The sequence below is a fragment of the Cellvibrio sp. genome (assembly GCF_046347455.1).
In the GTDB taxonomy this organism is placed as follows: Bacteria; Pseudomonadota; Gammaproteobacteria; order Pseudomonadales; family Cellvibrionaceae; genus Cellvibrio.
Genome location: NZ_JAXMGC010000003.1, coordinates 122,442 through 134,929, shown reverse-complemented (window position 1 = coordinate 134,929; position 12,488 = coordinate 122,442). Strand labels below are relative to the sequence as shown.

Here is a 12,488-nt window from a genome sequence, read left to right as displayed (position 1 = left end):
TGCGAAACCCAAGATCAATGTTTGACTGTATTTAGGAGATAGGTCTTATTCGCTGTTGCGACGAATGAACCTGTATCACCAGTAATGTCGACAGTGACTTTTTTACCGCTATCTTTTTCAATAAGTGAAAATGCCTTTCTGAAAATTGAATTTTTCAGCCTTACCTTTCCGCTAAGTCCCGCCGTTAAATCCGCCTCATCTAGCTCGCCATTTTTCCAAACCAAATCAACACCCCAATTACCACGTGCGCGTAAACCCTTGACTGAACCGTTTGACCAAACGCCAGGTAAAGCGGGAAGCAGTTGAATTTGATTGTTTTGGCTTTGAAGCAACATTTCGGCGATACCAGCGACTGCGCCGAAGTTGCCATCAATTTGAAAAGGTGGATGGTTATCCCATAAGTTAGGTAGAGTGCTCATGACAAGCTGATCTGATAAAAGCTTGTGTGCGCGGTCACCATCTAAAAGGCGAGCCCAAAGATTTATTTTCCAAGCCTGTGACCAACCCGTGCCGCCATCGCCGCGCGCATTTAGGCTGGTGCGCGCTGCTTGAAAAAATTCTGGTGTTTCCGCTGAGTCGATTTGACGTCCAGGATGCAAGGCAAATAGATGGGAAATGTGGCGATGTTGATTTTTAGGATCATCAATATCTTGTTGCCACTCTTGCAACTGCCCCCATTTACCGATACGCAAACCGGGATCTAAATTGGTGAGAACAGCGCTTAACTTTTTCGCAAAATTTTCATCGCCGAGAGTATGTGCTGCCTCAGATGTGTTACGTAAAAGATCGAACACGATCTGTTGCGACATAGCAGCGCCTGCAACAAATGGCCCCTGCTCTGGTGAAAAACTAGGTGATACCACCCACTTACCACTGGGATCTTTTACCAAAGCATCCAACCAAAATTGCGTAGCACCTTTCATCAATGGATATGCGTGCACGCGTAAGAATTTTGTGTCACCGCTAAATAAATAGTGTTCGTAGAAATGCTGAGCCAACCACGCACCCGCTTCCGGTTGCCAAAACGCCGTTGGCCAATCGATAAGCCCCGTGAATCCCCAAATATTGGTATTGAGAAAAAGGGTCCAGCCACGCGCACCAAATAGTTGTTTGGCGGCTTGTTCGCCTGGCAAGACCAAAGACTCTACAAAATCGAAAAACGGCGGTAATGTTTCAGGCAAATTTGTGGTTTCGGCTAACCAATAATTCATCTGCAAATTAATGTTTACGTGGTAATCATCATTCCACGGAGGGGTGTTAGACGCATTCCAAACGCCCTGCAAATTTGCAGGTAAAGAGCCTTTGCGCGACGATGAAATTAATAAATAGCGCCCGAACTGAAAATAAATTGCTTCCAGAGTTCGATCTAAATTCGCGTCACCTTTGCGATATTTATTAAGTATTTGAGGGGTCGTTAAATCTGTTGATACTTGCCCCAAATCCAAGGTCACACGACCAAAAATTTTTTGATAATCTGCCTGGTGATCAGCCAAAAGTTTATCGAAAGACTTTTTGCTGACACGATCCAATGTGCTTTCAATGACTTTTTTGGGGTCTTCGCCACGATATGATGGATACCGTTGAGCGTAATTAGTACCGGCTTTAAGAATGATAAGCGCAGAGTCAGCGCCCACCACTTTCACTTCATTTTCTGTTTCGCTAACCGGCGTGTTGGCAATAACGGCAAAACTCGCTCGATAACCTAAACCGTTGTCATTCAAGTTTCCGCTCGCGGTTATACGCCCCTGTTTAACAGTGATTTGCAGGCTACGATTATCGGGAATATTGAAACTCGCGTTAACATTGACCGACTTGGGTTTATCGGCACTCACACGAACTGCAATAACGCCATCGGGATAACTGGCAAAATATTCGCGCAAAAAATGAATACCATTTTGCGTATAAGTGACGCGCACCAACCCCTTATCCAAGTCCAGCTCACGGCGATAATCTGAAAAACGCCCAATCGGCTCAAATTTCAGAACAAGTTCGCCAAAATTTTGGTAATCGCCGTAACCGATCGCTTTATGTCCCAGACGCTTGGCAGCCGCTTCAGGCGTTAATTCACCCACCTCTTCGATCTGTTTGCGCACAGACACCAAATTGTTTATCTGTGATTCCGACGGTATTCCGAAGTCATAACCTTGTTTTGAACCTGGCCCACCCGTCCAGAGTGTCTTTTCATTGAATTGCAGCCGATCAATTTCAACGCCCCCCATCACCACCGCGCCCATTGCGCCATTGCCAATTGGCAAACCTTCACGTTCCCAATTGGCGGCGGGCTGATCAAAGGAAATTTTTAACGCGGGTTCTGCGGCGCAAACAAAGCTATGAGCGAACAAAAGCACCAGCGGTAATAGCCGCTGGCCACGAGAAAGATGCCGAAATGCGTTAAGCAATCTAGCCCGCATGGGTTCGCCTTGAGTTTAAGAATGGAATTAAAACGATTTGTACTATAAATGGTATTTATGAGTTATTTTTTCGCATATTAAGCCATGTTTTTCATATATGCAATATTTGTCACTTATAATTATTTTTTGCAAAATTAATTTTACTTATGAAATCAAATGGAAGGCGCCAGCAACTCCTGTTACGCGAGGAGAGTAAAGAGGGGATGAACTGAGAAATAGAGATTCGAACGCCTGAATCTAAAGACACGAGGAGCTAAAAATATGATTTTGGTAAGTGCGCAGTTTGAGGTGTTGCGGAAACAAAGACTGCTGCCACTGATAGGGAAGGAGCTTATTCGCTAAACAATTAGGCACCCTTTAGGACAAAAGATGCCTGTAGATACTCAATCCAGATTTACGGTTTTAAGGAAATCCGAGTGTGAAGGGGCATGAACTATGCCTTTTTGAATTGCGCTGGCCATATTTCTCATAAGCCGCTCGACTCTAGGCCAATCAGCGCTAGGTTCAATCTCTGCGGGTTCAACCCCGAAACCACAGAACATACTTACCCAACTTTCTGTCTTGAATGACTCCTGCTCTCTTAGCCTAATGTCACCGTTTGCTTTGAACCCCTCAATTTTAACTTCGAGCGTGGAAGGTATGCTCATAGCTCTAACATAATCCCAAAAAGAGCCTTTTCTGCCATTCAATTTGTAATGCAAAATAATAAAGTCCCTTATTCTTTCGTATTCGAGCTTATTCAAACGATTGGCTTCTGCAACATTCTTTTCATCTATTTCAAAATTGATTAAAAATGCTGATAGCTTTTCGATACCCGTTTGAATTAATGAAATGCTGGTGGACTCCAAGGGCTCTAAAAAGCCACTTGATAAACCAATAGCCACACAATTCTTACTCCAAAAATCCTGTCTCATGCCCGTATTAAACTTAATTAGCTTAGGCTGCGTCAGGCATTCCCCTTGAAGATTCGCTAGCAGCTCCTCTTTGGCGGACTCATCAGATATAAATCGACTGCAATAAACATATCCATTCCCGACTCTGTTCTGCAAAGGTATGTGCCACTGCCAACCGGAAGTTCTAGCTGTTGACCTTGTAAATGGATCCGGCGCCGACCACTCCTTTGTCTGAACAGCGAGAGCACTATCACAGGGCAACCAGCAGCTCCAATCATCAAACTTAACATTGAGTGTTTTTCCGATTAAGAGTGACGAAATACCAGTGCAATCCACAAACAAATCACCGCGAATAAAACGCCCATCCTCAAGCCGCAACTCTTTAATAAATCCTGAGCTTTGATCCAACAAAACATCCACAAGCTTTCCTTCCGTTCGCTTTACCCTTCTAGCCTCTGCAAAACTGCGTAAATATTTTGCGAACAAGGATGCATCAAAGTGGAACGCATAGTTATACCAAGCCAGCCGAGACTCCTCTTCAAAATTGGGGAGCGCAAACTTCCCTGCTCTCGCAAGCTGTGTGCACAAACAGAACTTTTCCAAACTTAAATCTAATCCATGGGTTCTTGCGGACAGCCAGGTTTTATAAAAGCTTCTATCTTCCAGCGCTACACCGTAATCCGCGAAAGGGTGGAAAAACCCCATAGATTCTTCGCGCCACCCGTCAAACTCAATTCCAAGCTTAAAGGTCCCGTTGGTTGCATTCAGAAATTCTTTCTCACTGATTTTTAGCGCTCTTATGAATCTATGGATACCTGGAATGGTGGCCTCGCCAACGCCTATAGTTCCGATTTGATCTGATTCCACAAGCTCGACGGAAATATTTGAGGACTCCAACCAACTAGCTAGATATGCTGCCGTCATCCAGCCAGCAGTCCCACCTCCAACAATCACAATCTTTTGAATTGGGCGCCCCATAATCAACCTTATTTTATATTTAAAATATATTTTATATTCGATGATGTCGCCTTTATACCTAAACACCTGTGTTACGTCAAAACCCTAGGTTGCACTTTTGCTTGCTGGCATAGCTGTTGCTCTAATTCTTTTCAGATACTTTAGGCGCTTAAATCCAGCCAGTTTGCGCGGACACGACCTCATTTAGGACATAAAATGAAGAGCACCAGCACCAACATGAAACATTCAGACTCGTCGCTTGCACCAGCAGCCAACGAGAAGGTTCGTCGGTTTACCGAACTTTTTCATCAGCGTTTAGATGCTTTGAACCTGATAAAGCAGCTCAACCATATGGTTAAGGCCGTGCAACGCCACCGAGGTATGAGCATGGGCTTGTTGGGCGGTAACGCTCTTTTCCGTGAAGACTTCACGCGCCTTCAACATCAAATTGCCGGAAGACTAGAACTTTTCAGCACCTTTACAGGAAGAGCACCTAACTTATTGCCATCGCGCGATTTGGAAAACCTCCACAGCGCGTGGCTCACCATAAGTCACGACTGGCAAGAAGACTCCGTTATCGATAATTACGAGTTACATTGCCATCTCATCGAACAATTGCTCGCCATGATCGCTGCACTTGCCAAGCAAATGGAACAACCTATTGCCGCTGTGCTGGCTAGCGCGGAGCCGACGAAAATTTATGCTTCATCCACCGTTTATCCAAATCGCTTTAAACAGTTAGAAGTTCTACATTTTGCTACACGCCTTATGCCTTCAGTGGCGGAACAAATAGGTCGTATCCGCGCTCTGGCAACCTACACCGCCGCTTTGGGCTTTTGTGATGCCGATTATGCGAGCAAATTACGTTACGCCATTCAATGCACGCGCGTTAACAATGAAAAGCTCCGCAATCAAGCAAAACGTATGGAAGGTATTTTGGAAAAAGACAGCCCTTTACTGAGCCAACTCAAAAGCTACGAAATAAAGCTCACATATTTGCTCGATATGATTGAGCAAGATGTTTTACACGAAGGGCATGTTACGGCTGACAGCAACAAGTTGTTCGAACTAGCGACCGATATAATTGATATGTACTTAAACAATGTTGATGAGGGCACAGCGCTCATAGAGCGCTGGCATAACGACGAAGTTGAAAATTGGATTGCAGCAATTAACTAACAATTGGAACAACTACGCTAGGCTTAGGCATGCCCCCAACGCTGAATTAATTTATGAATTTCCTCCATGGCGTGCGGGGTTAAGTCGATAATACTGAAACCCGTCCAGTGTTTACCGTTTTGATCAGCGGCACGAGTCCACAGGCAATCCACTCCCACGCGTAAAACTTTTTTATTGTTTTGCTCGTCAGGAATATGCATATCCAATTCGTACAACCGATCCTCTTCCAAAGGAACGTCCCCCACCAACATTAGGCCTTGTGTGTGAATATTTACCAAGCGCCCCAAATATATGTCTCGAAGGCTGTCATAAACATCCACGTCCCCGCTAATCAAATGACGATGGAGCGAACGATCACAATTTTGAGGAGATAAATCGCTCATAGTTAGTTACTCGCGTTGCTAGCTTCCGCCGTTAAATTACCCGCGCGCTCGTTGAGAGCCTGGTAGATATTTTCCAATGCACGTTCAAAGAAAGGCTTGGTGCTGCCCGCAATTACTCTCGCTTTACCTGCGATCATCTCGCGCGCCAACTGCAATCCCGCAATTAAAGACACTTTTCTGCCTTGTTGGTCAACCAGCATATAGTGGTTAGTTTTTTGGTTGAACCAAGCTACTTTTAAACGTTTGCCATCTTCAAATTCAAACCATGTGCCAAACTCAATCATCTTTAAGCTATCGACAATTTTTGTTTCATCAGCGGTTTGTGGTTGCAAAATATCGGTGGTTTGACCCGCCTTTTCTGCCGCCATATTTTCAAGCTTGGTACGCATGGGTGCCGGAGCAGACTCCGCTTTTTTGCTCTGTAAGGCGAGGCGTTGCAAAGCGACAACTGCGTCAATTAACTTACGACCTTTCGCTTGTTCATAACCGATGGTTTCAAAACCATGCTCAAGCGTTGCGATTAATGAGTCTTGCTTTTCCATTTGCTTAACCTTTTCGGCCTGCAAAGTTTTAGGCTCAAGGCTCCACAGCAGATCATCGACAACGGCAATTGCGCGATGCCATGAATCGGAGTTTCACCATAAGCGAAGCAATACGAATCAGTAATCAGACCAAGGCTGCAATAACAAAAGCAAAATTGCCGAAGGCATATGAAACCATCGGTGCGGCCTGCCGTTTCATTGTTAACCTGCACTTTGCTTCACGTAATTTTTCTTCGCCCCTGCGCTTTTCCAGCGCACGGCGCTCCATCAATTCCTGGCGGCGCGCTACGTTGTGGGTATAAGCATTAAATTCAATTAAAGAGTTCGGCGAACAGACGTACGTCGTTTTGAAATCTTCCAACGCGACGGAAAACAGTAATCTTGATCTTATTAAAATTTCAAACTGATCTGTTCCGTCATTGCTCACTTAGCGAACACCTGCTTCCGCCAAGCTATTCAAAAGTACGCGTGCGGGATGCTCTGGCTGCTCAAAAAATCTTTATCAATAAACGCAATTTTAAAAGGGTGTATGCAAATAGCTGAGCAACGCTTTGACAGAATCAGGCAGATGTTCGTCAGATAACATGTACTCAAATAGCATGCCCCACCAAATCAAATGGTTTGCATATCCATGGCTTCCACCGCGCCATTTTCGTTTTCGCTGGCGATCTGCCGCATCATCATTTAGCTGACTTGCTGCACCGCTTGCGGTGCGAGTGTCCGGGATACCGGTACCGGCATTTTCTGAACACTTGCTGAGTTGCTGCCAGAGTTGTGCTTTGCATGCCATCCAGCACACCAGCTTCATTGATCGCTGCTATAAACACGCAAATTCTGCGTGCAATTTGTTGTGGCTGTTGGTTATAAGCTGAGTCGGCCGCTGTTATATGAAGCTGCTGCCCTACGAGACGCGGTGAAAAATTTACGGCACTACGGAGTGCATCCTGCACTATCGATTATCCTATGGCCTTGGTTTGTAATGTGCGCCTGCAAACCATTTAAGCAAACGCGGTGAGCAAGAAACTGCTTTAATGCCTGAAACGTCGGTGGATTTATGCCACTTAGCAAACGATCGCTCGCACGGCGATGCATGGCGTCTGCTGCAGACTGCTCAGGTAACTCGCCCAAAAGGATTTATATCCAGCGGGTCATCTGCAACTTGATCCTCAAGAAATACTAGACGTCCAGATGAAGAGCATTGACCCAAGGCACAAAACGTAAGTTGGGCAATAGATTCGACAGATTCAATAATCATTAATCTCGTCGTAAAGGCCTTCGAGCTGGCCAATAACTTCCTGATCGAATATTTTGTAACCAATGATCTTGGTTTTGCGCTTCATATCAAACTGGAAAGCACCTTACGCAAACTTCATAAATTGTACTGGGCTGGCGGGGTTGCTGCCGTTCATCCAGCTTCTCACCATCGTTCAGCAAAGCTGACGCTGCTGGAGCGCCCTCATTGCGCCTGCACGCCAAAAGCCTTCCGCACGGTGCGTAATGGAGAATTGATGGCAATCGTTTCTTCCGAATCGAATGCTCAACAAGCGATAACATATCGCCTGTGAAACGCTCTTCACCGGTTAAAGTATTCAGGGTTTTGTTCTTAAATTTGACGAAACCGTTACCCAAATGCTGGCAAAACTCCTGTTCCGCAGGTTGCTGCACAGCTGAAATCAGGTTTTGAACTTCAAATAATGCGAGCTGCTCTTTATTGGATTTGGCTTGCTCAGCATGCTCCAAAATCTCTTTACACCAATGACGCCAAAAATTAGGAAATACTCGATAGGCAAAACCACGCGTTAGGTCGCGGCAATGTTTCAGATGTTGGATCACTATCTGCTCAGACATGGGAGCAAGCGTAGAACCCGAACGCTTATTGGCATCTGCGCCAAAAGACCCTAAATTTTGCATAGATTTTCCTGCATTTATATCCATAACCTTCATAGTCCCAACCGTCCTAATAAAAGTGTAAGTCCTTTTGTATTAACCAAAAGCTTTGTCTACCGACAGGCCAATCCGAGCCCTTTAAAGCACCAAAATTCACATCTAACAATTCTAGCAGTTTCTCGGGCATTGGCTACAGAATGAGTACTGTGTCACCAAATTCAACAAAGGCTTATACCGGAATTTTGCGTCAGTCGCCATCACACAAGATTACATCCGGTTAATAAACAGGCTGTAGCACCAAATAAGGACACCAAACATCATTCTTGCACCCAAAAAACGCACCAAAAGGCAACAAAGAAATGAGTTTCTTAGATAACGCTTGGGTTTAACCAGCTTGAATGCAAGTTGGTATCCATATTGCTAAATCCATACCGTAACGAGATATACCTGATCCGCACTCTGAGTGGTTTGGATATTCGACGATTGAAATAGAAAGCTAGGGTTCCGGTTGCTTCTGTGAAAGAAGCAATGCCTGGTCCGAGAGCTTTCGACCCCAGCGGCGCAAGCCTTGAGGTTACACGGCGGGATAAAAGCCCGGGAGATCATGGCCTAAAGCCTGTTAGCAAAGCATCGCGATGGTTGTGCACATCCATGATTTGTACAGATTTTAACCGCCAGAGTGCTCTCAGCTTTTATAACAACTCTCAGCCCCCTGAGACCATACGGCCCGTAATCTTAAAAACCGCTGGAGGTTTACATGCTATCTACCACCACCAAACGCCTTGTTGGCAAAACCTTTTTAGCTTCTGCCCTACTCTTTTCCTCGGCTATTGCATCGGCAAAACCTTTTAACGTCTGTTGGTCCATCTATGTTGGTTGGATGCCGTGGGGCTACGCTGCCGAGCAAAAAATCATCGACAAATGGGCAAAGAAATACGGGATTGATATTAAAGTCACCCAAATCAATGACTACGTTGAATCCATTAACCAATACACCGCCGGTCAATTTGATGCCTGCGCCATGACTAATATGGATGCCCTGACCATTCCCGCTGCCGGTGGCGTTGATAGCACTGCGTTGATCGTGGGCGATTTCTCTAACGGCAACGACGCCGTCATCTTAAAAGGCGACAACAAAACCTTAAAAGATATTAAAGGCCAAAACGTAAACTTGGTGGAGTTGAGCGTATCTCACTATTTATTAGCACGCGCGCTGGAAAGCGTGAAACTGAAAGAATCTGATGTAAAAGTGGTTAACACCTCAGACGCCGACATGGTTGCCGTTTATGGCACCAAAGGCGTAACCGCTGTGACCACTTGGAACCCGTTGGTGGGTGAAATCATGGCGCAACCACACACCAGTAAAGTGTTCGATTCATCGCAAATTCCCGGTGAAATTATGGATTTGTTTGTGGTGAACACCGCAACACTGAAAGCAAACCCTGCCCTTGGCAAAGCCTTGGTGGGCGCGTGGTACGAAATTATGAGCACCATGAGCGCGCAAGATGCCAAAGGCATTGCAGCTCGTACTTCAATGGCGAAAGCATCCAGCACTGATCTCGCCGGTTTCGACTCACAACTCAAAACTACCAAAATATTTTACACCCCAGCTTCTGCAGTGGAATTTGCAAAAAGCGATGCACTCTTAAGCACCATGAAAAAAGTAGCTGAATTCTCTTTCGCACACGGCCTGCTCGGTGAGAAAGCAAAAGATGCTGCCACTGTTGGTGTTGAAGGCCCTAAAGGCGTGTATGGCGATAGCAAAAACGTGAAATTGCGTTTTGATACCACTTACATGCAAATGGCCGCAGACAACAAGTTGTAATTTCCTGCTCGATTGGAAGTGAGTGATTCGTCGCTCACTTCACCCAACTAAAATAAAAAGTGTTTACCCGAATGGGGATTGCTATGAAACGGCTTATTAACCTGACACCTTCGAAACCTGTACGCTGGTTGTTAGGCATTTTACCTTTCGCCATTATTATTTTTATTTATGTAGTCGCATCTGATGCACGCCTTGCGGAAAACGCTACAGACAAATTACTACCCAGCCTTGGTCAAATGGGTGAAAGCATTCACGCTTACGCATTAGAACCGAGCAAACGTACCGGCGAATATTTATTTTGGATTGACACCTATTCCAGTTTAAAACGTTTAACACTCGGCATTGTTATCGCAGCTATTATCGGCTTCACCTTTGGATTATTAACTGGCGCGATTCCTAGCTTCCGCGCGCCCGTTTCGCCACTCATAACCGTTATTTCACTAGTACCACCCATGGCGTTACTGCCTATTTTATTTATTGTATTTGGGTTGGACGAACTTTCTAAAGTCGCACTCATTGTGATTGGTGTTGCGCCCTGTATCGCGAGAGATTTGCAACGCAGCACGCTCGAAATCCCGCAAGAACAAATTATCAAAGCGCAAACTTTAGGAGCATCATCGCTGCAAGTGTTGCTTCGCGTCTATATTCCACAACTCTTGCCCAGACTCATCAGTTCAGTTCGCTTAACACTAGGATCTGGCTGGCTGTTTTTGATTGCCGCAGAAGCAATTGCTTCAACAGACGGATTGGGTTATCGAATTTTTCTGGTTCGCCGTTACATGTCTATGGATGTTATTTTGCCTTACGTGGTATGGATCACCTTACTCGCATTTATAATCGATTGGCTCCTGCTTAAAACCAGCCAAAAATGTTTTACCTGGCATCACCAAGGAGCACACTAATGGCTACGCCTTTAATTACCGCAAAAAATTTGTGGAAAAAGTACGGCAACAACACGGTGCTCGAGCGCATCAATATCAACGTGAACGCTGGCGAATTTATTACCATGGTGGGTACATCCGGCTGTGGAAAAAGTACGTTTCTTAAAATGCTGCTGGGTATGGAAGAACCTACATCAGGCGAACTGCTGCTCGACGGAAAACCCATTCCCAACGAACCTGACCAATCGCGTGGCATCGTATTTCAGCAATATTCTGTGTTCCCACATTTAACCGTGTTGGAAAACGTTATTCTCGCGCGCGAGTTTGAGCAATCGCCTTTAATTGGAAAATTGTTTGGCGGAAAAAAACAAAAAGTCATCGACGAAGCAAAAGCCTTATTGGAGTCCGTTGGATTAACAGCATCACTCGCAAAATATCCTCACGAATTATCCGGCGGTATGAAGCAGCGCTTGGCAATTGCACAAGCACTCATTCGCCAACCTAGAATTTTATTACTCGACGAACCCTTCGGCGCTCTCGACCCCGGCATTCGCGCCGATATGCATCAATTGATTTTAAAGTTGTGGCGCGAACACAACTTGACTGTGTTTATGGTAACGCACGATTTAAGCGAAGGTTTTTATTTAGGAACGCGCTTATGGGTGTTCGATAAATTACGCCGAGACCCACACGCACCAGAAGCTTACGGCGCAAACATTACCTACGATTTACCCGTTACACGTAAAGAAACAGAAATACCGAAAGAAATAAAAGCAGCTGAGGTTGCACTATGAGTGAGATGTTTTACACAACAACTATTCCAGGCAACGGCCATTGGTCGTTGGAAGTCCGTCGCGGCACTTTAATGAAAATAACCGATATTGAAGGTGGCGCTAATGTGGGCATGTTGTTTTACAACCCACGCAATTTATTGGAACGCTACAACGCGCCAGACACGCTAAAATGCCAGCACACGTTTAAATTACAACGCGGCAATTGTTTGTATTCTGATATGGGCAGAATTTTCGCCTCAATCATAGAGGACCATTCAGCGAACGGCGAGGGAAATTGGCACGACACCGTGTGCGGTAACAGCACTGCTGAACAGATTGAAAAACAATTTGGAAAGCGCGATTATCAAAAAGATCGTAACTCATGGTTACAAAATGGTAGCGATGCCTTTTTGGTTGAACTTGCGAAATATGGTTTGGGTCGCGCGGATATGGCATCTAACATCAACTGGTTTAGTAAAGTGGTTGCTGACGAGAACGGCAATATAAAGCTCGACACCAAAAATCAAGCGGCAGGTAACTCAGTCACTCTGCGTTTTGAAATGGACACGCTCGTACTATTACATGCCTGCCCTCACCCGCTTACACGCGCAACAAGCTATCCATTCAAGCCTGTTCAAATCGAACTTGGTGAAGCAGAGCCAGTGAGTGAAGACGATTACTGCAAAAACTTCCGCCCAGAGAATCAACGCGGCTTTCAAAATAACGCTCTTTATTACCTTGCAGCAAGATAAGGGTT

The 12,488-nt window shown here is 45.3% G+C and carries 11 protein-coding genes, 1 pseudogene and 1 riboswitch; of the genes and pseudogenes, 5 read left to right on the top strand and 7 right to left on the bottom strand.

Translation table 11 applies throughout. The features are described from left to right. Positions 1–14 precede the first annotated feature (14 nt). Entirely contained in the window at positions 15–2,411 is a 2,397-nt protein-coding gene (locus U1F02_RS07090) for a glycosyl hydrolase family 95 catalytic domain-containing protein (RefSeq protein WP_409989677.1), read from the bottom strand. A gap of 383 nt (positions 2,412–2,794) precedes the next feature. After that, complete coding sequence (locus tag U1F02_RS07085) at positions 2,795–4,348, bottom strand: tryptophan halogenase family protein (RefSeq protein ID WP_409989676.1); 1,554 nt, start codon at positions 4,346–4,348, stop codon at positions 2,795–2,797. A gap of 129 nt (positions 4,349–4,477) precedes the next feature. Here U1F02_RS07085 and U1F02_RS07080 point away from each other — a divergent pair, with 129 nt between their 5' ends. Next, positions 4,478–5,440 carry a hypothetical protein gene (locus U1F02_RS07080; protein ID WP_409989675.1) on the top strand — a complete coding sequence of 321 codons (963 nt, stop codon included), beginning with the start codon at positions 4,478–4,480 and terminating at the stop codon, positions 5,438–5,440. 23 nt (positions 5,441–5,463) lie between these two features. Here the strand turns inward: U1F02_RS07080 and U1F02_RS07075 are convergent, their stop codons facing one another. The 5 genes and pseudogenes from U1F02_RS07075 to U1F02_RS07055 all read right to left on the bottom strand — a co-directional run bounded on the left by U1F02_RS07075 (position 5,464) and on the right by U1F02_RS07055 (position 8,276). Then, a complete protein-coding gene (locus tag U1F02_RS07075) occupies positions 5,464–5,823 on the bottom strand; it encodes a PilZ domain-containing protein (protein WP_409989674.1) in 360 nt (119 codons plus the stop codon). 2 nt (positions 5,824–5,825) lie between these two features. Continuing rightward, a pseudogene (locus U1F02_RS07070) lies at positions 5,826–6,443 on the bottom strand (DUF1631 family protein); the annotation flags it as partial. Between the two features lie 46 nt (positions 6,444–6,489). Next, on the bottom strand, positions 6,490–6,792 hold the full coding sequence (locus tag U1F02_RS07065) for a hypothetical protein (protein WP_409989673.1): 303 nt from the start codon (positions 6,790–6,792) through the stop codon (positions 6,490–6,492). Positions 6,793–6,882: 90 nt separating this feature from the next. Then, complete coding sequence (locus tag U1F02_RS07060) at positions 6,883–7,173, bottom strand: hypothetical protein (RefSeq protein WP_409989672.1); 291 nt, start codon at positions 7,171–7,173, stop codon at positions 6,883–6,885. A gap of 533 nt (positions 7,174–7,706) precedes the next feature. Continuing rightward, positions 7,707–8,276: a DUF1631 family protein gene (locus U1F02_RS07055; protein WP_409989671.1), complete on the bottom strand. Its 570-nt coding sequence runs from the start codon at positions 8,274–8,276 to the stop codon at positions 7,707–7,709. Between the two features lie 461 nt (positions 8,277–8,737). Beyond that, positions 8,738–8,855, top strand: a riboswitch (guanidine-I (ykkC/yxkD leader). A gap of 154 nt (positions 8,856–9,009) precedes the next feature. On the opposite strand from U1F02_RS07055, the gene U1F02_RS07050 reads away from it, so the two are divergent. From U1F02_RS07050 to U1F02_RS07035, 4 genes are all read left to right on the top strand, one after another. After that, a complete protein-coding gene (locus tag U1F02_RS07050; RefSeq protein ID WP_409989670.1) occupies positions 9,010–10,077 on the top strand; it encodes a putative urea ABC transporter substrate-binding protein in 1,068 nt (355 codons plus the stop codon). Positions 10,078–10,160: 83 nt separating this feature from the next. Continuing rightward, a complete protein-coding gene (locus U1F02_RS07045; RefSeq protein ID WP_409989669.1) occupies positions 10,161–10,979 on the top strand; it encodes an ABC transporter permease in 819 nt (272 codons plus the stop codon). Next, complete coding sequence (locus U1F02_RS07040; protein ID WP_409989668.1) at positions 10,979–11,752, top strand: ABC transporter ATP-binding protein; 774 nt, start codon at positions 10,979–10,981, stop codon at positions 11,750–11,752. The genes U1F02_RS07045 and U1F02_RS07040 overlap by 1 nt, the downstream gene beginning before the upstream one ends. Further along, entirely contained in the window at positions 11,749–12,483 is a 735-nt protein-coding gene (locus tag U1F02_RS07035; protein WP_409989667.1) for an urea amidolyase associated protein UAAP1, read from the top strand. Before U1F02_RS07040 ends, U1F02_RS07035 begins: the two co-directional genes overlap by 4 nt. Positions 12,484–12,488: the final 5 nt, after the last annotated feature.